Origin of the sequence: Saliniradius amylolyticus, from assembly GCF_003143555.1 — a bacterium.
Lineage (GTDB): Bacteria > Pseudomonadota > Gammaproteobacteria > Enterobacterales > Alteromonadaceae > Saliniradius > Saliniradius amylolyticus.
Window position 1 is genome coordinate 2,090,305 of record NZ_CP029347.1, and the last position, 26,140, is coordinate 2,116,444.

22 protein-coding genes are annotated in these 26,140 nt (G+C 53.3%); 2 read left to right on the forward strand and 20 right to left on the reverse strand.

The window, feature by feature from the left end; genetic code table 11:
* Nucleotides 1–57: 57 nt before the first annotated feature.
* The 5 genes from HMF8227_RS09725 to fabB all read right to left on the reverse strand — a co-directional run bounded on the left by HMF8227_RS09725 (nt 58) and on the right by fabB (nt 7,720).
* The gene (locus HMF8227_RS09725) at nt 58–3,147 is read right to left on the reverse strand and encodes a FimV/HubP family polar landmark protein (protein ID WP_109340000.1); all 3,090 of its coding nucleotides are present in this window, start codon (nt 3,145–3,147) and stop codon (nt 58–60) included.
* Nucleotides 3,148–3,403: 256 nt separating this feature from the next.
* Complete coding sequence (locus tag HMF8227_RS09730; protein ID WP_109340001.1) at nt 3,404–4,420, reverse strand: aspartate-semialdehyde dehydrogenase; 1,017 nt, start codon at nt 4,418–4,420, stop codon at nt 3,404–3,406.
* 14 nt (nt 4,421–4,434) lie between these two features.
* Nucleotides 4,435–5,559, reverse strand: coding sequence for a 4-phosphoerythronate dehydrogenase (locus HMF8227_RS09735; RefSeq protein ID WP_109340002.1), 1,125 nt, complete (start codon nt 5,557–5,559; stop codon nt 4,435–4,437).
* Between the two features lie 47 nt (nt 5,560–5,606).
* Nucleotides 5,607–6,404 carry a substrate-binding periplasmic protein gene (locus HMF8227_RS09740; RefSeq protein WP_109340003.1) on the reverse strand — a complete coding sequence of 266 codons (798 nt, stop codon included), beginning with the start codon at nt 6,402–6,404 and terminating at the stop codon, nt 5,607–5,609.
* A 101-nt stretch (nt 6,405–6,505) separates the two neighbouring features.
* Entirely contained in the window at nt 6,506–7,720 is a 1,215-nt protein-coding gene (gene fabB, locus HMF8227_RS09745; RefSeq protein ID WP_109340004.1) for a beta-ketoacyl-ACP synthase I, read from the reverse strand.
* 172 nt (nt 7,721–7,892) lie between these two features.
* On the opposite strand from fabB, the gene mnmC reads away from it, so the two are divergent.
* Nucleotides 7,893–9,878 carry a bifunctional tRNA (5-methylaminomethyl-2-thiouridine)(34)-methyltransferase MnmC2/FAD-dependent 5-carboxymethylaminomethyl-2-thiouridine(34) oxidoreductase MnmC1 gene (gene mnmC, locus HMF8227_RS09750; RefSeq protein ID WP_109340005.1) on the forward strand — a complete coding sequence of 662 codons (1,986 nt, stop codon included), beginning with the start codon at nt 7,893–7,895 and terminating at the stop codon, nt 9,876–9,878.
* Here mnmC and HMF8227_RS09755 read toward each other — a convergent pair.
* The 9 genes from HMF8227_RS09755 to prmB all read right to left on the reverse strand — a co-directional run bounded on the left by HMF8227_RS09755 (nt 9,875) and on the right by prmB (nt 17,197).
* Entirely contained in the window at nt 9,875–10,474 is a 600-nt protein-coding gene (locus tag HMF8227_RS09755; protein WP_109340006.1) for a FlgO family outer membrane protein, read from the reverse strand. The genes mnmC and HMF8227_RS09755 overlap by 4 nt on opposite strands.
* A 1-nt stretch (nt 10,475) precedes the next feature.
* Nucleotides 10,476–11,267, reverse strand: coding sequence for a FlgO family outer membrane protein (locus tag HMF8227_RS15065; protein ID WP_239421252.1), 792 nt, complete (start codon nt 11,265–11,267; stop codon nt 10,476–10,478).
* A 3-nt stretch (nt 11,268–11,270) separates the two neighbouring features.
* On the reverse strand, nt 11,271–11,897 hold the full coding sequence (locus HMF8227_RS09765) for a FlgO family outer membrane protein (RefSeq protein ID WP_109340007.1): 627 nt from the start codon (nt 11,895–11,897) through the stop codon (nt 11,271–11,273).
* A 75-nt stretch (nt 11,898–11,972) separates the two neighbouring features.
* Nucleotides 11,973–12,257 (reverse strand): YfcL family protein, encoded by a 285-nt coding sequence (locus HMF8227_RS09770; RefSeq protein ID WP_162558567.1) that lies wholly within the window; start codon nt 12,255–12,257, stop codon nt 11,973–11,975.
* Between the two features lie 14 nt (nt 12,258–12,271).
* On the reverse strand, nt 12,272–13,399 hold the full coding sequence (locus tag HMF8227_RS09775) for an ATP-NAD kinase family protein (protein WP_109340009.1): 1,128 nt from the start codon (nt 13,397–13,399) through the stop codon (nt 12,272–12,274).
* Entirely contained in the window at nt 13,386–13,928 is a 543-nt protein-coding gene (locus HMF8227_RS09780; protein ID WP_204101089.1) for an elongation factor P hydroxylase, read from the reverse strand. Before HMF8227_RS09780 ends, HMF8227_RS09775 begins: the two co-directional genes overlap by 14 nt.
* 66 nt (nt 13,929–13,994) lie before the next feature.
* Nucleotides 13,995–15,155: an MFS transporter gene (locus tag HMF8227_RS09785; RefSeq protein ID WP_109340010.1), complete on the reverse strand. Its 1,161-nt coding sequence runs from the start codon at nt 15,153–15,155 to the stop codon at nt 13,995–13,997.
* A gap of 9 nt (nt 15,156–15,164) precedes the next feature.
* Nucleotides 15,165–16,265 (reverse strand): chorismate synthase, encoded by a 1,101-nt coding sequence (gene aroC / locus HMF8227_RS09790; RefSeq protein ID WP_109340011.1) that lies wholly within the window; start codon nt 16,263–16,265, stop codon nt 15,165–15,167.
* A gap of 8 nt (nt 16,266–16,273) precedes the next feature.
* Nucleotides 16,274–17,197 carry a 50S ribosomal protein L3 N(5)-glutamine methyltransferase gene (gene prmB, locus HMF8227_RS09795; RefSeq protein ID WP_109340012.1) on the reverse strand — a complete coding sequence of 308 codons (924 nt, stop codon included), beginning with the start codon at nt 17,195–17,197 and terminating at the stop codon, nt 16,274–16,276.
* Nucleotides 17,198–17,265: 68 nt separating this feature from the next.
* Between prmB and smrB the strand changes: the two genes are divergently transcribed.
* Nucleotides 17,266–17,823, forward strand: coding sequence for an endonuclease SmrB (smrB, locus tag HMF8227_RS09800; protein WP_109340013.1), 558 nt, complete (start codon nt 17,266–17,268; stop codon nt 17,821–17,823).
* Between the two features lie 100 nt (nt 17,824–17,923).
* Here smrB and HMF8227_RS09805 read toward each other — a convergent pair whose 3' ends face one another.
* The 6 genes from HMF8227_RS09805 to HMF8227_RS09830 all read right to left on the reverse strand — a co-directional run bounded on the left by HMF8227_RS09805 (nt 17,924) and on the right by HMF8227_RS09830 (nt 26,083).
* The gene (locus tag HMF8227_RS09805; protein ID WP_162558568.1) at nt 17,924–19,447 is read right to left on the reverse strand and encodes a serine hydrolase; all 1,524 of its coding nucleotides are present in this window, start codon (nt 19,445–19,447) and stop codon (nt 17,924–17,926) included.
* Nucleotides 19,448–19,648: 201 nt separating this feature from the next.
* Nucleotides 19,649–20,263, reverse strand: a complete 615-nt coding sequence (locus tag HMF8227_RS09810; protein WP_109340015.1) for a YigZ family protein — start codon at nt 20,261–20,263, stop codon at nt 19,649–19,651.
* Nucleotides 20,264–20,310: 47 nt separating this feature from the next.
* Nucleotides 20,311–20,781 (reverse strand): GNAT family N-acetyltransferase, encoded by a 471-nt coding sequence (locus HMF8227_RS09815; protein ID WP_239421351.1) that lies wholly within the window; start codon nt 20,779–20,781, stop codon nt 20,311–20,313.
* Between the two features lies 1 nt (nt 20,782).
* Complete coding sequence (locus tag HMF8227_RS09820) at nt 20,783–21,409, reverse strand: transglycosylase SLT domain-containing protein (protein WP_239421254.1); 627 nt, start codon at nt 21,407–21,409, stop codon at nt 20,783–20,785.
* Nucleotides 21,410–21,515: 106 nt separating this feature from the next.
* The gene (gene gshA, locus HMF8227_RS09825; protein ID WP_109340016.1) at nt 21,516–23,111 is read right to left on the reverse strand and encodes a glutamate--cysteine ligase; all 1,596 of its coding nucleotides are present in this window, start codon (nt 23,109–23,111) and stop codon (nt 21,516–21,518) included.
* 125 nt (nt 23,112–23,236) lie between these two features.
* Nucleotides 23,237–26,083 carry a M16 family metallopeptidase gene (locus tag HMF8227_RS09830; protein WP_109340017.1) on the reverse strand — a complete coding sequence of 949 codons (2,847 nt, stop codon included), beginning with the start codon at nt 26,081–26,083 and terminating at the stop codon, nt 23,237–23,239.
* Nucleotides 26,084–26,140: the final 57 nt, after the last annotated feature.

Consider the following 26,140-nt stretch of genomic DNA (forward strand, 5'->3'; position numbering starts at 1 on the left):
CAAGTTTGCGCCATTATAGCGAATTTAAAAGGCGCATATGGCTCACTCTGTCGCCAATCACTCACTTTGTAATTCGCTGATTAAAGCCTGCGCTTCTTGCTTTTGACCCTCGCTGCCTTTTTCAGCAACCTGCTCGAGCAGTTCAATGGCGGACTCTTTATCGTCCATTTCCAGATACGCCCTCGCCAGATCCATCTTAGCTCCCATGCCGCTGTCTTCGTCCACATCCACCAGCTCATCATTATCTTGAGCATCGGTATACGCATCCAGATCCACGTCAATATCCAGGGGCTTTTCTTCACCTTCTTCGGCTTCGGCATCGAGGCTTTCATCCATCAAGGCATCAATATCCAGAAAGTCCTCGCTCTCCTGTGCCCCATCTTCTTCTGCCACCGGCGTATCATCGGACTCACTGAGTAAGGCTTCAATATCCAGATCATCATCTTGAGAATCCGGCGTTTCCGTCACTATTTGTTCTGATTCTCCCGATTCAGACTTGTCCTCATCATCTTCACCCAACCAATCGCCTAGATCCGGTAGCTCCTCGAGTTCCTCCCGTAACTGACGCTCCTCATCGGAATCTGTCGTCGCTTCCTCGCCCGACTCCGTCGGCTCTTCGTCCAAATCCTGCAACGCCTCATCCAGAGGGTCAGGCTCAGCCTGATCTGAGTCATCCTCATCAGAGGCTCGCTCGGCACTGTCACCAAAGGTCAGGTCCATTTCCTCGAGCGCGGCATCCAGTTCTTCATCGCTGATGATATCTTCATCATCAGACTGTTCGGTTGAGGCTGTTTCATTTTCTGGTTGTCCGGATGATTCTTCGGTGGCCGTACCATCCTCATCAGCCTGCTCCGATTCGTCAGTCCGGCCTGAGTCAGGCTCGGTGGCGTCCCCATCCTCAGTCGGAGTCTCCTCAGACACCGCTTCTGAGTCGTCTTCCGTCTGCTGCTCGAGATCCTGTTCCAGCTCTTCAAGCAATTCGTCGCTCAGTTGATCCTGCTCGGCCGAGGCCTGTTCTTCTTCTTCGCTTAACTCGGCTAACAGTTCGTCACTGAGTTCATCCTGAAGGGTTTCGCTATCTTCCTGCTGAGCGACCTCTTGCTCCAAATCGGATAAAAGTTCATCGGCTAACTCATCCTGCTCCGACCTCGGCTCGGCTTCTTGCGGCGCATCTTCAGCCTCACTGGCCGTCCCTGTCTCATTAAACTCGGCATCCTCAATCGTATCGGCGTCTTGCTGGTCACTGTCCTCTGACGACATGTCCATCTCAGCAAGCAGTTCATCGGCAAGATCATCCTGTTCGGAACGTTCTGGGCTGTCTGAAGGCTGCTCATCACTCTCGTCAGACTCTTGTACTTCAGCGTCTGGCTCAGCTTTTTGTTGTTCGCTGTCTTTTTCCGGCGCGGCCTCCTCGGCCATTGACTCATCGCCCGATTCATCCGATATGTCCGATTGTCCAGCGTCAGGCTCTGATTCCTGAGCCGTATTTTCAGAGGCTCCATGTTCACTGAGGATGTCATCGATATCTTCAGTTGCCGGTTCATCTGGTGCTGTCTGTTCGTCTTCGTCCACCAGCAACTCATCACCGTCATCCTGGTCCACATCGGTCAGTAATTCATCGGCCAGTTCTTCCTGAGCGTTGTCAGCCTCTTCCAACTCGGAAGCTAATTCATCCGTCAGCTGATCGATTTCCTCATTTTGAGAACTGATGCGATCTTCCAGCTTGTCCATCAGTTCATCGGTGAGGTTATCTTCCGGACTTAACTTAGACACATCCAGACTGCCATCATCAGGCTCAGCTTCTGGTTGCTGTGACTGGATATCGGGCTCGGCATCAGGCAGGGGTTCTTCGTTTTTCTTCTCTGGCTCCGGGGCGGCTTCCGTCTCTGGCTCTTGCTCTGGTTCAGATTCAGTTTCTACCGGCTCAGACAAATCGAAGGACTCCCCGTCTTGCTCTTCGTCGTCTTCAAACAGGTTGTCCAGCTCATCCTGATCCAGGAATCCATCATCATCACCCGGTTCTTCTTCGGGTTTATCTTCCGGCACCAGCATTTCTTCGGACAAATCGTCCAGATCGGTGTCATCATCCTGCTCGGTGAGAACATCGTCCATCAGATCGTCGCCGAATAACTCATCGTCCAAGTCGTCTCCGGACTCATCACCTAACTCTTCGCTTAAGGCATCGGACAGATTATCCATAGCCGAGTCATCGGCAGGTGCACTCTCTTTTGTGGGCTCCGGCGCTGATTTAGGAGCGGACGCTTCCGACTCAGTTTCTTCTTGAGAATGATCTTGTCGAGTACGCCGTTTTAATAAATAAAACAGCCCTCCCAGCAACAGAATAGCCGGCAAGATGCCGGCACTGATCAATACGGCAGGATGAGACAACCAGTCCGTCGAGGCCTTCTTTTCTTGTTCGGCGGCGCGAGACATAGCCAGCATCTCATTCTGCAACGCCAGTAGTTGCTGCATCTGCTGCTGGATCTCACCCTCTTCACCCACTCGTGAGCGCAGATCTTCGATCTCGGCATTGACCTTATCCAGTCGCTGATAAATTTGTTGGTTTTCATTTAATAGGGAACTGACACTATCGATGGAGCTGCCCAGTTGCTCCCTGAGTGCCTCAAATTGCCGTCTGGATTCACGATCCAGGCGCTCCAGCCGCTCCTCCAGAGCCAGGCGGGTCGCCTTGAGTTCCTGAGTGCTGGCCGACTCCTGTGGCGGCTTTATATTCTTATCAGCGGCAGAAGATTGCCTGGGCTGCATTTGCTGCCATTGGCGTTCGTCCTGCTCGGCCCTCTGCTTGGCCCGCTCAGGATCGATACGGGCAATATACTCCTCACTGGGTAGCTTAAGCATGGAACCGTTAACCAGCAGGTTGAGATTATCGCGATCAAAGGCTTTGGGGTTAAGCTGGTATATGCCCAACATGACCTGATAGATGCTCAGCTCTTGGTTCTGACGGTAGCGCCGGGCGATTTGCCACAAGGTATCGGAAGAGTCTATCGGGCCATAGACCACGCCAGAAAATTGACGTGTCGTATTTTTCGGCCCCTTGATGGGCACGGACTGAAACTCAGCGGCGCTGGCAGCAAGTGGTACCCAGCACACTACTATCAACCATTGCCACCAATGTCGCTTGCTCATACGGTTTCCTTTGCTGCCCCTGAATCGCCTTTACTCTGGCGTATTTTATTTGACGTTAACTGAGATTTCAGCAAGTTATGTTCCATATCGGAACTATAAACCAGATAATACCAATCCGTATAGTCTTGCTGAATGATTACAAGCCCATACGGACGGGCATAAACGCTGATTCATCTTCAACACACAGGCGACCTCTATACGAGGTAATCGAGAAAGGAACACAGACAGGCCCGAAAACTCGGGCCTGGAGGAAAGCTTACAGGTAGTCGCGAATAAGGACTTCGGCAATCTGGACACTGTTAGTGGCGGCACCTTTGCGCACATTATCCGATACCACCCATAAATTGAGTCCATGAGGATGGGTATAGTCCGCACGCACCCGGCCAACAAATACCTCGTCTTTACCACTGGCATCACCGACCTGAGTCGGAAAGTCTTCCCGATTTTCCATTAACACAACACCCGGAGCCTGGCGCAGTAGCGATTTGACCTGCTCAATATCCACCGGTTGATGGGTTTCCAGGTGCACCGCCTCGCCATGACCGTAAAACACCGGTACCCGAACGGCCGTAGCATTTACCAAAATGGCATCATCGGCGAAGATTTTCTGGGTTTCCCAGTGCATCTTCATCTCTTCCTTGGTGTAGTCATTATCCTGGAATACATCGATGTGAGGTATCGCGTTGAAGGCAATCTGCCGATCATAAGCTTCCACCTTGGCCTCCCGGCCACTGAGCAAGTCCGCAGTCTGCTTGGCCAGCTCTTCCATCGCCGACTTTCCTGAACCGGAAACCGACTGGTAGGTGGCCACGTTAATCCGGCTGATATGCAGCGCATCGTGAATCGGCTTCAATGCGACCAGCATCTGAATGGTAGAGCAGTTCGGGTTGGCAATAATATTACGATTGCGAAACTCCGCCAACGCCTCAGGATTCACTTCTGGAACCACCAATGGAACATCCGGGTCGTAACGGAACTGTGAGGTATTATCGATCACCACACAGCCTGCCTCTGCCGCGATAGGCGCAAACTTTTCTGAAACACTGCCACCCGCGGAGAAAAAGCCCAGTTGAACCTGACTCCAGTCAAATTTATCCGCGTCCTGTACGGTAATCTCTTCGCCTTTGAAGGTCACCTTACCACCCGCAGAGCGAGCGCTGGCTAGAGGATAGAGCTTGTTAATGGGAAATTGACGCTCTTCCAAAATTTCAATCATATGCTGACCTACCAGACCGGTAGCGCCCAGCACAGCTACATCAAAGGCACGGGACATGGATAACTTACTCCTTAGGCTTGATTAAATCCGAGTCGGTAGATTGCCTCTGAAAAGGGCGAATTTCCAGTACAAAGTTGCGCCGCGGCAAATTCTCTTCTTATAGCATAGTGCCGCCGGATATAATTAAACGCCTCAGGGCCAGTTACCCGGTCGCGAAACTGTCTATCGTCCGCGCGTGCATCGTACACCGGTAACACCGCCGCCTGAAGTGCCTGCTCCAGTGTCTTAGCCTGGCGTATGTCGAGCGTCGGCAAATCAGGTTCAGGCAGTATCCCGGACAATGTCAGCGTCTCCTCAACACCCAGATGTTGGCAAAGGGCCTGGTATAACATGGCTGTGCCCCTGACCTTACCCTCCAGAGTATGTCCGGCGATGTGAGCAGTGGCCAGCTTCACATAAGGCAGTAAACCCAGCTCGATATCGGGCTCTTTATCCCACACATCTAAAACCACATTGCCGTCCCAGCCCTGTTTAAAGAGCTCAAGCAGAGCCTGGTTATCCACCACTTCTCCGCGACAGGCATTGATCAAAAGCTGAGAGCGGTTCAAGTTTGCCAAACGCTCAGCACCGAACAGGTTTCGAGTGGAGTACGGCCCTTCTTCCACCAAGGGCACATGCAGACTGATAACGTCACACTCCATCAATGCATCCAGCGGATGAAACACGCGGGCGTCGCCAGCTTGCTCCAGCGGAGGGTCGCACAGCCGGTACGCTACCCCCAAAGCATCCAGCTTACGGCTGAGCGCCGTCCCCACATGGCCGGCTCCAAGAACCCCCACCTTTTTATCTGTGAGCTGCCAGCCATTCTTCAGAGCCATTATCACCAACACACTGATGACGTACTCTGCCACCGCTTCGGCGTTACAGCCTGCTGCAGAGACAAATCGGATATCATTCTCAGCCAGATAAGTTTTATCGACATGATTCGTCCCTGCCGTCGCTGTGCCCACAAACTGAAGCTTGTCAGCCTGGGACAATAGCTCGGGGGTAACGGCAGTAGTGGAGCGCACCAACAGAGCGTCTACGTCTTTAAGATGATGTGGTTGCAGAGTGCCAGACTTAAACGGCTGACAATCGCCCAGTTGGGCAAAAAACGTCGGAGCTTCCAGCACCGACTGCTCATAAAGCAATTTCATAAGTAAGATGGATAGTCCGTAAAGATCACTGCGGCTATTGTGCCTGCCTAGGGCGAAAAAGCCGAATCTAAAATTCGCTGCTTATATTGCTGCTGCTCGCTTAAGGAAAAACCATGGCGACTGAGGATATCCGTCAGTTCATCGCTGTTGGCCAGTTTTTTCATACCGATGGCAAAGGTTTTTCGGCGCTGCTCTGACTCAGCATCCACGATCGGGAAAATCAAATAGAGACGATGGGTCGCCAATTCGGGTTTAATAAATTCCACCTTCTTCAAACCGCCAAGCTCAGTTAAACGGTCATCATGGCTGAGCCAGTATTTTGCCACCTCATGGGTCCCCGCCACTAACTCCACCCGACCGCGCAGCAGCATATACAAACTGGTGGGCAGATCCCGCGTGCGGGTAATGCTCAAAAAGGGCGCATTATCGAAGGCCTCGCTGACGGCGTAATTTTCCCCTTTGCTGATCACATAGGGCTTTAAGCTGGTCAGCTCACCGTTAAAGCTAAGCTTGCCGTTACGGCGCTGTATCAGTCCTGTGTGTGACTCTGCAACGGGTACACTGTAGAGGAATTGGCTGGCGCGGCTCTGCTTGTAATAAGCTCCCAGAACGGCGGTTCTTTGCCCGCTCTGGGCCAACTTCATGGCCCGGCTCCACTGAACGAACTCGATCTGTGCCTCTATGCCCTGCTCTTTTAGCGCAGTCAGGGTAACCTCGGACAACCAGCCCTGATTTTTAAGGTTAGGGGCAAAGTACGGCGGAAAAGGCTCGGTGGTAATACGCCAGGGCTCAGCGTGACCAACGCTGGTCAAAATGAATAACCCTAGCAGAATAAGCCGTGTCACAACGCCTCTTGATCAAGTATGGATTCATAGGAGATTTTAACGGTAAAAAGCCCGTACTTAAAGCACGGGCTTTCGCTTGCTTCTACGCCTTTAGTCGGAGGTTAGCCTTGGTACTTCTCCATCACCAAAGTGGCATTGGTACCACCAAAGCCGAAGCTGTTGGACATAACGCGATTCACTGCCTGCTCACGCGCCTGAGTAACAATGTCCAGTCCCTCAGCCTTTTCGTCCAGATTGTCGATATTCACCGAAGGTGCGATAAAGCCTTCCTGCATCATCAGCAACGAATAAATCGCTTCGTGCACACCGGCTGCCCCCAAGGCATGGCCGGTCATTGCCTTAGTAGCGCTGATGGCCGGAGATTTACCGCCAAATACTTCCTGGATCGCGGCCAACTCTTTAACATCCCCCACCGGCGTAGAAGTGCCGTGGGTATTCAAATAATCGATATCACCGTCGACAGTTGCCAAAGCCTGCTGCATACAGCGCACTGCGCCTTCGCCGCTTGGGGCAACCATGTCAAAACCATCTGAGGTCGAGCCATAACCGGTGACTTCAGCATAGATGGTCGCGCCACGTGCCAACGCATGTTCCAGTTCTTCAACCACGACCATGCCACCGCCACCGGAGATCACGAAACCGTCACGGTCAGCGTCATAGGTGCGCGAAGCCTTGTCCGGCGTCTCATTCCGCTTGGTGGAGAGCGCGCCCATGGCGTCAAACTCCATTGCCAGAGTCCAGTCCACTTCTTCACCGCCTCCGGCAAATACAACGTCCTGCTTATTGAGTTGGATCTGTTCCACGGCGTGGCCGATACAGTGGGCACTGGTGGCACAGGCCGAGGCGATAGAATAGTTCATGCCACGAATTTTAAAGGGCGTAGCTAAGCAGGCCGAAACCGTGCTACTCATCGTGCGAGGCACCATATAAGGGCCGACGCGCTTCACGCCTTTGTTGCGAAGAATATCGGCTGCCTCTACCTGATTCTTGGACGACGCTCCACCGGACCCTGCTACCAAGCCGGTACGGTCATTGGAGACTAATTCTTCCGGCAATCCGGCATCTTCGATGGCCTGCTGCATGGCGATATAGGCATAGGCGGCCGCCTCGCCCATAAAACGCAACGCCTTACGATCAATATGTTCTTTCACGTCCAGTTTGATATCGCCCCAGACCTGGCTACGCAGATTCATATCTGCAAACTGCTGGGAGAATCGAATACCGCTGGCTCCCGATTTCAGAGACTCAAGCACTTCTTGCTTATTGTTACCAATACTGGATACCAGACCCAGCCCGGTAATCACTGCTCTTCTCATGTTGCTTACCTTAATCGCTCTTGGTTAATGTTTACGCCGTACATGGTAATGATTTTGACGCGCTAACTGGTCTGCTCTTTCCTGTCCGACAACACAGGAAGCTATTGGTTTTATATCCGGCTTACGTAAAATAGCTGCCTTCTGCCCGTCACTGTCTAACAGGATCCTAACTATGTCACTGGAAACCGCTCGCCTGCACTTTAATGAACAGGGTACCCCAGTGGCAGAGAGCTATGACGATGTGTACTTCTCCAATGCCAATGGCCTGGAGGAGAGCCGGTTTGTGTTCATCCATAATAATGGACTTTCTCAGCGCTGGTGTCAGTACCAACTTGATGAATTTTGCATTGCCGAAACGGGATTCGGCACGGGGCTGAACTTTCTGGCCAGTTGGCAAGCCTTCGGGCAATTCCGTCGTCAGCAGCCCGATTCACCACTAACCCGACTCAGATTTATCAGCACCGAAAAACACCCAATAAGCGCTCAGGATCTGGCCACCGCACTTGCCCGATGGCCTGAACTGGCCGATTACAGTCGGCGCTTACAAGCCAATTATCCTTCTGCCACCTATGGCTGCCACCGCCTGCACTTCTTCTGTAACAACTATGAGGTGGTTCTGGACCTCTGGCTGGGCGATCTGCATCAACTCCTTCCCCAGATGGAATGCCCGAAGCAAGGATTAGTGGACGCCTGGTTCTTAGACGGCTTTGCCCCGAGCAAAAATCCCGATATGTGGACCGACGAGCTCTTTTCCCATATGGCACGACTGGGTAAAGACAACAGCACCTTTGCCACCTTTACCGCCGCGGGTTTTGTGCGGCGCGGGTTGCAGGAGGCGGGCTTTGATGTAAAAAAAGTACCAGGCTTCGGCCGAAAGCGAGAGATGCTGGCCGGGACGCTCACCGTTCAAGTCACCACACCTCATCCTCAGCCCTGGTTTTGCCCACAGGCTGCAACCGGGCGTGAAGTCTGTATTATCGGTGCAGGCTTGGCCGGCGCCAACCTGGCTTATAGTCTGGTTCAGCAAGGCTATCGGGTAAGAGTATTCACTAAGGGCATCGCCGATGGTGCGTCGGGCAATACCCAGGGCGGTTTTTACCCTCAACTCCATGCCCAGGCCAACACCGCCAGCTTGTTGATGGCACAAGGCTTTGAATTTGCACGCCGCCGCTATGCTCAATTACTTGATCACGGTCATACCTTTGAACACCAGTTTTGCGGCGTGCTTCAACTTGGCTTTAACGCGAACAGCGATGCCCGTTTGCAGAACCTGTTGTCTAAGGGGATCTGGCCGGAAACGCTGTTAAAAGGAGTCAGTGCCGAGCGAGCCGAAGAGCTGGCGGGTCTGCCTCTACCCTACTCAGGGATCTTTTTTAAATACGGCGGTTGGATTAATCCGGCTCAACTGGTCAGGGCTCTGTTTGACGCCTGCGGCGAGTACTGCCAGCTGTATTCAGAACATGAACTGGCATCACTCGAGCCACAGGACAAAGGCTGGCGTCTTGAGTTTAGTAACGGCCTTGAGTATGACACCGAGATTTTAGTGCTGGCTTCCGGTGCCGAGGGTGCGCAACTTGACGCACTGGCCGATCTGCCGCTAAGGCCCGTACGCGGTCAGGTAGAATCAGTGCCAAGCCAGGGCCAGTTAAACAACCTCAAGACGGTACTCTGCCATAAGGGCTATCTCACCCCGGCTCTGAACAATCGTCATGCCTTGGGCTCCACTTACATTAAAGGTGACGTTAATACCGAGGCGAGAATCTCTGAAACCGAGAGTAACCTATCTCAGCAAGCACAGGCGTTAAAGGACTGTGACTGGGCGCAACAGATTGGCAGCGATGGACAAGCAAGAGCCTCGGTGAGGCTGTCTACCCCGGATCACCTGCCTCTGGTGGGAAGAGTGCCCGATTATCAGGCTCAGCGTGAACAGTATCAGACACTACACCGTTTTCCAAAAGCGCAGCGGTACACAGAGCCAGAACAACACGCGGGGCTCTATGTGCTGACCGGTTTTGGATCGCGCGCCTTATGCACGGCACCGCTGGCCGCTGAGGCACTGGCTTGCCAGATCGGCGGCAAGGCCTTGCCACTGACGCGAGATCAGTTGGCCGCGTTAAGTCCCAACCGCTTTTTAATTCGCGAGCTTATACGGGGTTAATGCGCTAACTTCGGCCGGAGGCTGGCCACTACAAAACCGGGAATAAAATTACTGGCGCTTGACACCACAGAACGATCCTGCATTGAGATAATCCGTGAGCTTACGTCGACCCCGCGGTGGTGCCGGCTCAGGGTTCCAGCCAAAACATAGTCGATATGCTGCTTAGACGCGAGATCTTCTAACTGACGGGAAAATACCAGGTCCCCCTGAGCGGTCACCGTGATATCCCCGGTGGCCTTATAATCCACCAGTGTAATGCCATAGCTTTGCATCTGAGCGATCAGCTTTTCGGCCACCTGATTGCCCAGAACACTTGTAGTATTAAGGCTGTTGTCCAGTTCCACAAAAGACGCCACGGCCAATGTCTCCCCCTTGGATAAGGAGCCAAGGTTTCTCATCAACTCCATGGCAATCTGGTTGGCGTAATCGTCCAACGCTTTGTGAGTGTAATGAGCCCGATAACTATTGCTGGGGGCCCGGTACTCGGGCTGTGGTGCGGCCACCGGTTCTGGCTCCACAACAGCATAGAAGAAGGGCCTGGTCGTGTTACACGCCATCAAGCTCAATAGCAGCGGCATTAGTAACATGGCTCGCATACTAGTCTCCTTCCACCAGTTTCACTCCATCCACTGTTTCTTCATTACTGGGCAGGATGGCTTCCACCACATAGTAAGGGATCAGCTTCTGAGCACTGGCCACCACGGCCTTAGATTCCAAGCCTAGGATACGGGCATTCACCAGATAGCCCCCCTGATGGCGGGTCAGGGTGCCGGTAAGGATATACTCCAGCGGGGCGCTCTCTTCCAGCTCCAGAAAGTCACGGCTGAGAATAAAGTCGCCTTGCTCCGTTACCCGGATGTAGTCGGTGGACTTATAATCCAGTACAGGAATGCGGAACTTGTGCAGCTCGTGCATAAAGGATTCGGCCAGCTGGAAGCCTAACAGATTGGTCTTCTGCAGGTCGCTGTCTAATAAGGCAAAGTGAGTCACGCCCACCGGCGTCTTGTCAGACACATACTCCATATTGCCGATCAGATCCTGGGTCAGGTTGCGCACATAGTCGCCCACATGTTTAGTTAATTCTTTGCCATAGTAGGCGCGGTCGCTGTCGGCATACACCGCCCCCTGTCCGAAAGCCTGTACGGCACCGAAGGCATCCACCTGCGGCTGATTTTGACGATAATAATGGTTAAGAGGTTGAGACTTGCTTTTCGGCGAAGCACCATAGTAGCCACCCACATTGGTTATAGGGGGCTTACTCTCGACCTTAGGTGCCTGAGAGCGGATATCTACCGTCGTTTTATGAGACTGATCGTCTGGGTGAACGACGCAGCCTGTGACTACCGGCGTCACCAATACAGCAACCATAAAAGCGCGCAAATTCATCATGACTTACTCCGATGCAGGTTTGATATAGAGCATTCCGTTTCGGGTGGTCACCCTTTCCTGTTGCCAGAACAACTCTGCGGGGAAAAACTTAGTGGCGGCAGCCACCACCGACTTATCTTTAACCGAGATCACCCGGGCGTTAACCATGGCGCCGTTTTCCTGCTCGGTCAGGGTGCCAGAGATATAAAAATCGATGGCATGGCCCTGAGCAAGCTCACTCACTTTCCGGGACATCACTCGATCCGCTCTGGGCTCAATAATAATATCGTCCATCACTTTAAAATCATGAGTAATGTAGCCCCGACGGCTCGCTTCGGTCATCAGGCCTTGTTCCAGCTGATGGCCTAAGAGGTTCAAAGGATGTTGTTCGTTTTGCTGGTACTGCATGGGAGCCACTGGCACGAAGGTGGCAACGGCGAAACGGCCATTGCCGAGATTATCGAAGCGCTGTTCCATCAGGCCAAAGAGCTCATCGGCCAGATAAAAGGTGTGTAGTTCGATCTCACCCAGTTCCCGGGCGACGGGAATGGGCCGTTGATAGTCCGGCGTACCACCAGACTGTGGGGGTGCCTGCAAGGCACACCCTGCTAGGGAGGTGAGCACCACACCAAGCAGAACAAGAATACGCATAAAACCCCTTTATCACGGTGTCAAAACACCGACATTGCCATTACTGGCCTAATCTAAAGCAGGTTTTATGCCAGGTTAATTATCGAATTGAGTCAGTCGTTGCCAGCGCTCGGCCACCTGCTGAGCATCTCTGTCTTCCAACTCCTTTTCGGCAAAAGCCGCATCCAGCGACGACTGCATGGCCTGATTGAGATTATCCAGGCTGTAATCCTGGGCGTTCAGGGCTTCGGCCACCTTAAGATCGAAATGGCCATTGAGGTAACTGGCCACAAACAGTTCCTGTTCGCTGCCCTGCTCCAGCGTATGCTCGTACTCGGCTTCCACATGCTCGATAAAGCGTTCAAACCGCTGCTGCGACATTGGCATACTCCTGTTTACTCACTGCCCGGTGAGGCCACCGGATAAATGACTTGATCGTGAAAGCCGGTGATCACCGTGATGGGGCCGGATAGCGCCTTATCCAACTCGGCGTCGCCGGTATCGGCAATCAGAGGCCGCCCATCCAATGCCTGAAGCTTGGTCTTAGTCGCAACCACCAAGATATGATCCCGCCCCACAGCACGGATGACCTCGGGACTGAGCTGCTGATTACCGCGACCAAACAGATGGCCCTGACCGCCAATCAGGGTAATCACTAGCTTGGCGGCTTTCCCTTTAACGGCGCTTAACAATGCTTCGGCCGTCATATCCTGGCCGATAAGCTCTTCATTGTGTACCAGATCTACACCCAGCAGGGTGTTATCCAGCCCAAGTTCTTCCATGATGGAAGCCACCGTCGAGCCCGAACCCATAATATAAAGCTCATCGTTCATTGACTCGATTACATGGGCGGCAATATCGGCTAACACCAGCTCATCGGACTCACGACCGCCCATTTTCACCGCTTGCACATATTGAAGCTCGGCCGGAACGCGCATCTCACCAAAACGCCGGGCCCGGACCTGCCCTTGGCGGAATTGCTCTTCGTCGATGTCCATCACATCTGCTTCACGAAGGCTGAGCAGTTCGCCTTTGACCAGCTTTTCCACCACCTTACCGGCCGCCTTGGGCGTTACCGTGTAAACGCCGGAGTGGATCTTACAGCCCGCCGGAATGCCTAATACCGGCAGCGTCTCGCCCACCACATCACAGATATTGCGTGCGGTGCCATCGCCACCGGCAAAGAGAATCAAATCCACGTGCTGCTCCATCAAAAGCTCGGCCAGCTTTTGGCTGTCCTTTGCTTCGGTCTGCTCGGGCGGCTGGTAGATCACCTCAGTCTCAAAGCCAAGTTGCTCGGCAATACGCTGGCCCATATCGCCAGCGGCGGTCACAATGCCGATGCGATCTTTAAGCGGGGCTAACAATTCCAGTGCTTCGGCCGCCCGTTTCGGGGCTTTCTGCTCGGCGCCCATGGCCAGTGCCTTTTGCCGAACTGCTGCCCCATCGCTGCCTTTTAGCGCCAGGGCACCGCCGATACCGGCATAGGGGTTAATAATCAGGCCCAGCTTAAACACAGGCAGGCTCCTTTTCCGAAAACGTCGCCGAGGTCAGCGGCGGTGTTTGGTAAAACTCTCTTAGCGCCTGAATAAATTGCGCCACACGGTTTGGAAACCCTTTCTCCAGATACGTGAGTGCCTGCTTACGCACTGCTTCAGTAAAAGCTTCTCTATCGGGCTCCGCACCATTGAGATTATCGGTGCTCACCCGAAACGGCTTTTGCGCTGCCGCGCTAAAGGCCCATTCGATGGCCTGGGGCTTCACTTCCACCTTCTCAAACTCGGCTTGCTGCTCGGCGTTACGGCCATCGGGACAATACCAATAGCCATAGTCCTCGAGCTTTCGGCGCTCGGCACCCGCCACACACCAGTGCGCAATCTCATGTAAGGCACTAGCATAGTAGCCATGGGCAAAAATAATGCGATGATAAGGGATGTGCTTATCCGCCGGCAGATAGACAGGCTCATCGTCACCTTTTACCAGACGAGTCTGATACTCGGCGAAAAAGGTCTGTTCAAAAATACGGATTAAATCCTGATAACGATGCTGAATTGCCAAAGCGCTGATGACACCCTCTAAGCGAAAGAGCGCGCATTGTAACCAGCGCGCCGGAGCCACTCAAGCATCCAGACGCCGACGGGGCAGCAGACTCATGATCACAAACGCCAGCAACACCACCGCCATAGCCACCTCGAAGGTCAAACTGGCCCCGGTGCCCTGCTGCCATAGGCTGCCCGCGCCATAGTTGCCCAGCGCCGCCCCCAGGCCTGTGGCCAGGCTCACGTAAAGGGCCTGACCACGACTTTGAAACTGACGACCAAAGTACTGGTGAATAAAACGAATGGCGCAGGCATGAGTCAGGCCGAAGCTGGCCGCATGAATCAGCTGACTGGGGATCAACAACTCGGGCACGCTGGCATGATAGGCCAGCACATACCAACGCAGCACGGTTAGGGCCAGGCTCAGTTGCATGACCCGTTTAATGCCCAAACGGCCGATAACCCGCCCGGCGATAATGAAGATGCCGATCTCGGCTAGCACACCTACCGAAAGTAACAGCCCGGTTTGGGTGCCGTTATAGCCGATGTCTTTCATATACAGGGTAAAAAAAGCGTTGTAGGGCGCAAGGCCAATTTGCTGCAAACAGGCCACGGCGATAAAACCGATAAACAGCGGCTGTTTTAGCTTTTGCCACAAACTGCCTTTGACCTCATGGTGCTCGGGTGCCGACGGCTCGGTGAGCTTCAAACTGCTGGCAAACAGCGCCGCCATAATTAGCACACAACTGACCATAATGGCCTCGGTGCCAAACAGGTCCACCAACAGACCCGATAATATGGTCAACAAGATGAAACCGATACTGCCCCACAACCGGATACGGGTATAGCCACCGGAGTCGCCGTCCACCGCGTTCAGAGTGATCACTTCCAGCTGCGGCATAATGGCGCTCCAAAACAACAGTGCCGCCGAAAAGCCCAGCGCCAGCGGCCAGAAGCCGTAGAGAAACAGGATCACAATAAAACTCAGGCAAGCCACCAGCGAGCCCAACTGCAGAATCGTTAATACCTTACCGCTGCGATCGGCCAGATTGGCCCACAAATAGGGTCCCGCAATACGGGCTAGGGTGATGATGGCTAAAAGCGAGCCGATGGTTTCCGAGCTCATGCCCCGGCCATCTAAAAACAGCGACAGATAGGGCACCAAAACGCCAAGGGTGCCAAAATACAAAAAATAAGAAACCGCCAGCCACGGTTGGCCAGCGGTAAAGGAAAATCGCATCAGAGTGGATTAATTTTTCTGAGCAGGGATAACCGGCGTAGTCGACGCCACATCCGCATTCTGCCCGCGATGGCGCAGGAAGTGGTCCATCAGCACCAGAGCGAGCATGGCCTCGGCAATGGGCACGGCGCGAATGCCGACACAGGGATCGTGACGGCCCTTGGTGACGATCTCGGCGCTATTGCCGTCAATATCCACCGTCTCACCGGGCACACTGATACTGGAGGTGGGCTTTAACGCCAAGCTCACCTTAATATCCTGCCCTGAGGAGATCCCCCCTAACACTCCGCCGCTGCGATTGGAGCTAAAACCCTCGGGCGTCAGGCTATCTCTGTGCTCGGAGCCTTTTTGGGTCACTACATCGAAGCCATCACCCACTTCCACGCCCTTAACGGCATTAATGCCCATCATGGCATGGGCGATATCGGCATCCAGGCGGTCGAATACCGGCTCGCCCAGGCCGACCGGGATGCCCGTCGCCACTACAGACACCTTGGCACCGACAGAATCCCCCTCTTTTTTAAGGTCGCGCATATAGGCGTCTAATTCATCGAGCTTATCCGGGTCCGGGCAGAAGAATGGGTTGTCGTTGACGATGCTCAGGTCCTTGGGCTCGGCTTTTACCGGTCCCAACTGCGACAGAAAACCTCTAATCTCAACGCCCAGGTGATCCTTTAAATATTTCTTGGCAATGGCCCCGGCCGCCACCCGAATGGCGGTTTCCCGCGCGCTGGAGCGTCCACCACCACGATAATCGCGCAAGCCATATTTTTGCTGATAGGTGTAATCGGCATGGCCGGGACGGAAGATGTCTTTGATCTTGGAGTAATCCTTGGAGCGCTGATCGGTGTTTTCGATCAGGAGCCCAATGGAGGTGCCAGTGGTTTTACCCTCAAACACACCGGAGAGGATTTTCACCTCGTCGGCCTCACGACGGGCGGTGGTGTAACGACTGGTGCCCGGCTTGCGCCGGTCCAGATCCACCTGTAAGTCCTCGACGCTGATTTCCAGCCCCGGCGGGCACCCATCTACCACCCCGCCTATAGCAATACCGTGGCTTTCACCAAAGGTGGTCAGAGTAAATAATTTTCCAAAGCTATTTCCGGCCATAATTGCAATTAATCCTGTTGTTCCTGATAAGCCACCAGCGCCTGACGCGAGATGGCAAAAATACCGTGACCACCGTGCTCCAGTTCTACCCAGATCACTTCCAGGCCTGGATAGCGCTGCTCAAAGTGCACCATGGAATTGCCGATTTCCACCAGCAGCCAGCCCTCATCGGTCAGATGCTCGGGCGCCCTGGCGAGCAATTCATCGGTAAGCTCCAACCCATCCTCGCCGGAGGCCAGTCCCAGCTCCGGCTCATGGCGAAATTCATCGGGCAGGTCGGCCATATCCTCGGCATCCACATAAGGGGGGTTGGCGACAATCAGATCGTACTTTTGCCCACCCACACCGCTGAAACCGTCGGAGTAGATGGGGAATACCCGATCGTTCAGACCATGCTGCTCGATGTTGATCTCCGCCACCGCCAGCGCGTCCGGGCTGATATCCACCGCATCCACCTGAGCCTCAGGGTACTCATACGCCAGGGCAATGGCGATACAGCCGCTGCCGGTACACATATCCAGAATGTGCTCGGGCTCACTGTTTACAAAGGGCGCGAAGCGGTTTTGAATCAGTTCGGCAAAAGGCGAACGGGGCACCAGTACCCGCTCGTCCACATAAAACGGCAGGCCACAGAACCAGGCCTGATTGGTCAAATACGCCAGCGGCACTCGCTGTTCGATACGGGCCTGCACCAACTCGGCGATGGTCTGGCGCTCAGCAGCAGTCAGGCGCGCATCCAGCAGGCGATCATCAATATCAAAGGGTAAATGCACCGCCTGAGTGACCAGCGAGCGTGCCTCATCCCAAGCATTATCGGTACCATGTCCGAAGTATACCTCTTCGCTGTTAAAACGACTGACCGTCCAGCGCAGCATATCCAGCAGGGTGGAAAGTTCGTTAACGGCGGGCTCAATAATTGGGGATGTCGTCATGGCGCTGATTTACCTGCACAGAAAGAAATTTGTTATGATAGCGGCCTTTTCACCACCGCCGCCTTGTTATGTCGAAAAAACACAAATTGAATGACGACGAAATTGCGCTATTTCGCAGCGCCATTGGCGGAACCCGGCCGTTAGAGCAAGACAAAATACCGCCTCAACGCCCGTCAGGCAAGCACCAAACTGGAATAAAACATACCGAACGGCGCGCCAATGCCGAGCGCAAACAGGTGGCGGCCAGCTTTGAGTTTTCCGACGGTTTCCAGGCCTGGTTTGACCCTAACCAGCCGGTGAAATACAGCCGCGATAAAGACCAGAGCTACCAGTTAAAATGCCTACGCCGTGGTGACTATGCCCCCGAGTTGATTCTGGATCTTCATGGCATGAAGCGTGACACCGCCAAGGAAGAGATCGCCGCGCTGATCCACAGCGCCGAAAAACAACATGTGCACTGTGTCTGCATCGTCCACGGCATCGGCGGCAATATCTTAAAAAGTGCCGTACCCAACTGGCTGGTGCAACACCCTAAAGTCCAGGCCTTTCACGAAGCCCCACTGGAATGGGGCGGTAAGGGCGCGTTGTTAGTGTTGATTGAGGTACCGGAGGGAATGAGAAAGTAACGGATTTTTCTGGAATATTGGCCTTCCAAAATAGGAAGGCCACAGTTTCACGCTTCAGGCATTAGCGCCAATTTTCAGGCCTAACACTAAAGGCTCAACACTACAAGCAGTCTTTAAAGCGCACTCTGATGGCATCGGCAAGAACTTCTCCCGAGGTATTCGTGTTACTCAGAGTCACATCTAATTGTCCCGCACTGTCCACGGTATACTCGCCCAGTGAATTCCACTGACTGCCGTTGCCAGCATGATTGATGCTGGCCGCATAGGATGCACCGCTGGTATTAATCATTACCGGGCTACTGGTACTGCCATGTTTCGCTTCCGGGTGGTACTCCAGCACTTCCCAGACACCTTCAGCCAGGCCAGTAAATGCATAAGCCACATCAAGACTGCCCTTTTGACTGTCGTTATCTGACAGGTAGCTATTGCCGTAATGTTTTGAGCCTTTGGTGTTGGTTACCCAACTGCCGTTAACCATAGCCCCATCATTATCAATGGTCACTTCGTCGACCGCAGGCGCCGGGCAAGTGGGTGCCGTATTGTTCGCATACCAGTCGCCAACGTAGTAAAGCACATCATTGACCAATGAGTACCAATTGGAACTTTTCTTGGCGTAGCCATTCGCCGACACCATGATGCTAACATCAAACTCCGGAATGTATTTCACTACGGCGTTATAACCCGACAGACTGCCAGTATGTCCCACGTGCTGATACCGATGGGTAGAAGCAGGCCATAAGCGTGTAGACAGTCCATAACTGCTGTTATTGGCGGAGGGGGTGGTCATTTCAGTGACCGATGCCGCACTGATATAACGGGCACCGTATACCTCTCGGGCAAGAACGGCAGCATCAGAGGGTGTTGCTACCACCGCTCCAGCAGCGCCAATTCCTGTTTTATGAAACTCATAAGCCCGACTGTTAGCGGCTAAGTCAGTGATCGTGTTGGAAGGAGTACTCCAGTCGTCCAGGAAGGTATCGGTCAAAGACAAGGGCTGAATTAACCACTGATCAAATGCATCCGCAAGGGTAAGGCCCGTCACCGTCTCAATGACCATTCCCAGAATATACGTACCGGTATTGGAATAGCTATAAGCGGTACCCGGTTGATGCGTGGAGCCATAATCGATCGGATACTGAACGATCTCCGACGACGTCCAAACTTTATAGGGGTCAAGCGCGATACTCCAGAAGTCATTACTACCATTGATATGGTCGTAAACCCCAGCGGAATGATCCAACAATTGCCTTAGCGTGATGGTATCGGCATTGGGCAATCCCGAAATGTAAAGATGATCGCTCAACTTGTCATCGACGTTGAGATAGCCGGCTTCCTGCAACTTCATGATCAACGCCCCGGTGTAAGCCTTACTGACACTGGCTAAACGAAAACGCTGGTTAATATTAACGACCTCTCCGGTCTCGGTATTTCCAATACCAACGCCAGTAAAAACAACACCCTGATCAGGAGTCGCAACCGCCACAGCAACGCCGGGAATGTCACTGGTGTTATTGAAAGCCGTGGTCAGGGTATCTTGCAATCCCTGCTGGAAGTCGGCCAATGCTGCCTGGTGGAAAAAGCCCGAAGCAAGGATGCCACAGGCCAGTAAGTATTTATTCTTCATAGGAATGCCCTCTCTTTGGTTATTGTTATAGGCGGCGTCCTTAAAGCTACAATGCATTCCTATGAAACCGTCTGGTTTTTGCCACCCGCAAAGACCATAGCAATAAAATATTCCCTTGTTAACATTTTTGTAAATATTTTATTACATAAAAAATAAACTGTGAGAATATATACTTGACTCTCAGGAAGCAGGAATAGAGGGTTACTTACTTTTGTCTATGCGGATCTGTCCGGAGCAAATGTTGGTCAACTGGGCCTTTAAACTTTCCATCTGATCATCTGCCACTGCCAGCGTGACGGTGATTTGTTCACCATAGTCGCTTTCCAGATTGTCGATGTTAAAGCTTTGCAGTAGTTGGCTGATGGCGCCGTCCTGGGCGTAGTCGTAAGTCAGGCTAAGTTCAGTGCGAGAAACAAACTCCCGGGTCGGTAAAAGAGCCAGCACACCGGTCACCGAGTCGGAGTAAGCCCGCTGCAGACCTCCGGTCCCCAGCTTGATGCCGCCAAAGTAACGCACTACCGCCACCACAATCTCGCCCAGACCCGAATACTGCAAGACCTTGAGCATGGGCATACCAGCTGTGCCGCTCGGCTCGCCATCATCACTCATTGAGGTGACCGTGGTACCGGGCGCTCCGGCGATATAGGCCCAGCACACATGATTGGCCTGAGGATGCTGCTCGCGTATTTCCCGGATGTAGGCTTCCGCCTCATCTTTACTACTGGCTCGAGTCGCATAGGCAATATGCTTGCTGCGTTTAATTTCCAGCTCATAGAGCTGTTCGGCGGCGGGGATACGGTAAGACTTAGTCGACATAAAACCTCGGTATGAATAGCGCCAGCATTATGCCACAGAGGACAGGCTCAAGCAGCGGTTTTGACCATATACACCATCCCCTCTACCGGGTCATTTCCGGGGTAATCGGCAAACCTAAAGCCTTGTTTCTGGTAGGCCCGGATAGCGGTTGTGTTGTCAGGCAACACAAACAAAGACACATCCGGCAAGGATAAGGCAGATTGTGCCTTTTGAATCATCAGCTCCACCAGCGTATGGATATGCCCCTGCCCGCGGCAATCAGGGTTAATCACTAAACGCCCCAGGTGACAACGCCCTGCCCGTTCGTAAAACTGCCCAAAGCCTACTAAAGCATCACCTTGCATCAGTGCCTGTGAGTTGAGCCTATCCAGCTTAGTGTCTTCAATAAACGAACGGTGATCAAAGGGGTAACGAAACCTGGGCCCCGCCCATTGCTTCAACTCGGCCTCGGTTTTGAACCACGGCATCATGGTAATCAAGTGCTCAGGAGTGGCTGGGAACAGCATTAAGGAAGACATATCAGCCAAACAGCAGCCGCCATAACCAGCTGCTGTCCAATTCTTCCTGGCAGCCTTTTAACTGAGTCGCATAACGCAGTGAACGTTGTTTGACCTTCCAGGCGACGTTTTTCAGCCAGCGTTTACGATTATAGGTTTTACGCTGATAGCCGCCCCAGCCTTCATGGTAGTTCAGGTACTGGCCGTGAGCATCCCACTTAGATACGCCGTTAATCTGATGGGTTTTGGTGATAAACCAGCCCATAAAGTCGATGGCGTCATCAAAATCGGTGCGCGAGGCCCAGCCGTTGCCTGTCTCGCGCTTGTAATCCTCCCAAGTGGGAGTCTTGGCTTGAGAGTAACCATAGGCCGAGCTGACTCTTCCCCAAGGGATAAGGCCAAAGAAGACGTAATCTCTTGGAGGCAGTGCATCGGAGCGGAACGAGCTTTCCTGGTACATCATGGCCATGGGTACATGAATGGGCACCCCCCACTTCTCGTTCATATCAGCGGCGGCATCGTACCAGTCACGTTTTTCAAAAAAGATTTCACAGAGGTTGCTGGCATTTTCGGGAGGGGCCGTGGCACAGCCTCCCAGGGTTACTATCGTTACTGACAGTAAAATTAATCGAATCTTTTTTACAATCACCCTGAACTTCTTCCCAATTAGACACTCATAATTACTGTGTTTGATGTGTTTCCCTGAACAACACTACTCGCCCGGTCCCTGACCGGGCTTTTTTTTTATGCGTCATTCAGGCACAGCTTTTATCCGGCACCTTAAAATAATCCTGCAAGAAGGCATCGAAGTCCATTGAATCAGCGTCTTCCTGAGCCTGTTGCTCTTGAAGCGACCGCTGTGCCAGAGAAACCAGATCCGTCGGCTGATAGTAGTGATAAGGCTGCCGGGCAATATGTTGACGGTAATTCTCAGCCAGGTTGAGCGCATACTGCCCCGTTCCACCTGCGTGATGGCGCATCTCATGGAGCATACGTGCCGAGGGGGTGAGATCGGGATTATGAATCTTTTGTTTTTCAAAGTGCACGGCACGCGAGTAGTCGTCACCGCCATGTACCCTGTCCAGCACCTTAGCCACTTCTGCAAGGTCATTAAATAGCTGTTCGGCCCATGACGTTAACGCCTGCCGCTGCCCATTCCGGGTTAACTGCACACCGGGGCGGCGCCCTTCTTTCACTACCACCTTCATATTGTCTTCGGTTTCCTGATATTGCTCAGGCGTCATTCCGGGGTTGGCGCGCACGGCACAGTAGAGCAAAAACACATCCAGGAAGTGGAACTGTTCCAGGCTCACGCCGAGGGCGGTGAAGGGGTTTACATCCAATGCTCGCACTTCGATGTAACTGACGCCACGGCGCTCCAGAGCGTCGGTGGGTTTTTCCAGCGACTGAGTCGGCTGCTTAGGTCGGATGGGCGAATACAGCTCGTTTTCGATTTGCAGCACATTGCTGTTGAGTTGCTGGTACTCGCCGTCCTTTTTCCCCGAGAAGCGAGCATAGTCATTTGAGGGGGTGCGAATGGCATCGCGCAAAGACGCGATATAGGCTTCCAGCGAGTTATAGCAAATATTCAGCCCTGACTGAGCATTGTTGGTATAACCCAGGTCGCTCATTCTCAGTGACGTCGCATAGGGCAGATAATAAGAACCTTTGCCAAAGCGGGAAAACTCAGCCTTGCTCTGTTCATCCAAAAATGATCCGCACATGGCTGGTGACGCGCCATACAAATAAGGGATCAACCAGCACAGTTGGCGATAATTGCGGATCAGTTGGAAGTATCCGGCTGAAATACTGTCCTGATCGCCCTGACCTTCCTGCACCTGCGCCTGAAAGGCTTGCCAGAAAGCCGGAGGCAGGGAAAAGTTATAATGCACCCCGGCGATGGCCTGCATCATACTGCCGTAGCGATTTTTTAACCCTACCCGATACAGGCTTTTCATACGTGCCGCATTGGATTTGCCAAAATTGGCGATGGGGATGTTTTCTTCGCTGTCGATGTAACAGGGCATACTCACTGGCCACAGTCGCTCTTCGCCAATGTTATCCTGCACAAAGCGCTGAATATCGCCAAGCTGGGCCAGAACCCGGCGCGGCTCTTCATGGGGATCGGTGATAAATTCCAGCAACGCTTCGGAGAAGTCGGTGGTAATAGAGGGGTGACACAAGGCTGAACCCAGAGCCTTGCCATGGGGCGTCTGTGCCAATGTGCCATCAGGGTTTATCCTTAACGCCTCACGCTCAATACCGTGCTGGATACCCGCTAACGCCTGAATAACCTGCGGTTGTTGCAACGCCGCCAGGCGCTCGGAAAAGGGTAATGTATTCGCTGACAAAATCGATCCCGGTTAGATAAAGCAAACCCCATGAGTGGGGAGCATAAATAGAATTTCAAGGGATGCAAGGCCCCTGACTAAGGAATTAATCAGGGGCCGTTTCCCAATAAGGCGATAACCGATCGTTACAATGGTACGGTGATCAGCTGGATTTCCCTTTCCAGCTCGGCCAGTTGCGCTTCCAGTTTTGCCTTATCGCCCACCACCAGCAGCGCCAGTGACTCCGGCTTAAGGTGCTCTCGGGCCAACTCGTTCAAGGCACGGCGTGGCAGCGTTTTGATCAACTGGTTTTGCTTTTTCACCACACTGCGATCCAGCCCATAGCTCTGTAACTTCCGCAAAAAACCTGCCTTCTGTGACGGGGTCTCATAGTCCAGGGCCTGACTTTGCAGATAGGACCGACGCATCATTTCCAACTCTTCGTCGCTCATGCCGTGTTGCTGGTATTGCCCGATTTCATCGAAAAACACCTCGATGGCCTCGGTGGTATGGGCCTGCTTAATATTGGCCCCGGCCACAAATTGTCCCAGCGTTTTGCCGCCACTGAAGCGACTGGAGGCCCCATAGGTCCAGCCTTTATCCTCACGCAGTTTCAGATTTAAACGGCTGTTAAACATGCCCCCAAGAGGAAAGTTCATCAGCTTCAACTGAAACTGAGTGCCGGTAGCGTCATAGGGCGGCGCAGGCTTGAACAAACGAATCAGCGACTGAGCCGCCTGAGGCTTGTTGATCACAAAGACTTTATCGGTATCCAGCGGCGGAAAAGGCTGATAGGCGGGGAGTGCATAATCATCCCCCTGCCACTGGCTTAAAAAGTCGATGTGGCTTAACAATTCCTGCTGAGACAGATTCCCCACTGCCACCAGCTGAGCCTTAGCCGGACTGTAATATTGCTTGTAGAAGCGGCGCACGTCTTCAACTGTCAGGCTCGCCAGGCTGTCCAGGGTGCCGGTGTCTGGCAGCGAGATCCGGTTATCCTTGCCGTACAGCAGCAGGGATTGTCCGCGACTGGCCAACTCTGTCGGCTCTTTGATCATCTGGTGCATTGACTGCATCCGTTGCTGCTTGATGCGTGCCAGATCCTGCTCGTTAAACGCAGGCTCAAACAGCATCTCCTCCAAGATATTCAGCGTCGGTGTTAAGTTTTCGGTCAGTGCCGACACCTCAACCTGGGTATAACGACCACTGGCACTAAAGTGAATGCTGCTGCCAAGCTTCGCCAGCTGATTGGCAATGGTTTCAGCCGACGAGTCTTGCGTGCCCTCTTCCATCATCCGCGCGGTGAGCGATGCCAGTCCCGCTTGCTCGCGGGACTCCAGTAAAGGTCCCCCTTCCATAGTCAGGCTTAATAAAATAGTGGGCGTCTCATCGCTGTAATGACCACTGATCTGCAGGCCGTTGTCCATTTTCTGCTTCCAGTACTCTGGCACTGAGATGGTCGGCGCAGGCCCGATCTTGGGAATTTGACTGCGGTCGAAGTCATCATTAGGGGCCTGCCAGTTAACTCCCGCTGTTTTAGTTGGCTCAGTTTTCGGACGTTCAGGCGGCGTGTAGTTGGACTCTGCCACTGCCAGTTGAGTCTGCCCCTCGGGCACAATGCTTAACACCACCGCTGGCTGGTCTTTAACGTACTTCTGGTAGACACGCATCACATCCTCAGCGGTTACCGCTTCATAGCGCTCCACATCGTATTTCACCAGATCGGCTTCCCCGTCAAAGGTTTTATTCGCCGCCAGCTCCGACACCTTGCCGGCAACGCTCTGCAAGCCATAGATAGTGGATGACTTAATACTGGCCTTGGTTCGGGCCAGATCGTCGGCGTTCACCCCGCGTTGTTCGAACTCACTCAGGGTCTTTGAAACCACCTCCTGCAGTTGGGTCAGGTTTTTCGAGGCCTGAGGGTTAGCCAGGGCAAATAACTGAAACTCGCAGGCCAGTTCCCGGCAGGGATGGCCCACCGCTGCTTGCACCGTCAGGCCTGTTTTCACAAGGTTCTTGTAAAACAGCGAAGTCTTGCCGCCACCGAGAATATCCGCCAGTACATCCAAAGGCGCCTCATCCGGGTGGCGGTGGTGTACCGTGGGCAAAGTAATTTGTAACAGCGGCAGGTGGACATTGTCTTCTAAAGTGACATAACGGTCCTGCTCCAACTGCACCGGCTCTTTGGGGGCGGGGTCGACCGCTGGCCCCTTGGCAATGGGGCCAAAGTATTTTTCGACCCAGGCTAACGTCTGAGCCCGGTCAATATCGCCGCCGATGGTAAGCACCGCATTATTGGGACCATACCAACGCAGGAAGAAGCGTTTTAGGTCGTTCACGTTGACCCGGTCCAGGTCCTCGGTGTAACCAATGGTCGGCCAGGAATAAGGGTGTCCTTGAGGATACAGCGCCTCGGCGACAGTCTCCGAGCGCAAGCCATAAGGGCGATTGTCATAACGCTGGCCCCGCTCATTTTTGACCGTTTCCCGTTGCACCTCAAACTTTTTCTGGGTAACCGCATCCAGCAAATAGCCCATGCGATCCGCTTCCAACCAAAGGACCTTTTCCAACTGATTGGCGGGCACCGTCTGATAATAATTGGTGCGATCGCTGTTGGTGGTGCCATTCATCGACCCGCCGGCCTCGGTGATAAGCTCAAAGTGCTGCTCGTCCTCGACATTCTGCGAGCCTTGGAACATCATGTGTTCAAAGAAGTGCGCAAAGCCCGAACGGCCCGGCTCTTCCCGGGCTGAACCCACATGATAGGTCACATCCACATGCACTAAGGGATCGGAATGATCCTCGTGTAAAACCACTGTCAGGCCGTTTTCCAGTTGGTATTCATTGTAGGCGATACCCACCTTATTCTCTGGGGTATGCTGCTTGACCAGCGTCATGCCAGCCGGTAAATCCGTGTCCTCGTTCCATTGTGAGCATCCGGCCAGCAAGCATGCCCCCATTGCCGCCATCAAGATAAGATAACGAGACTTCATATCGATCCTTAATAAACAAATTCTGTAGCTTTAATAAGCCAGAAAACCCGTTCCGAC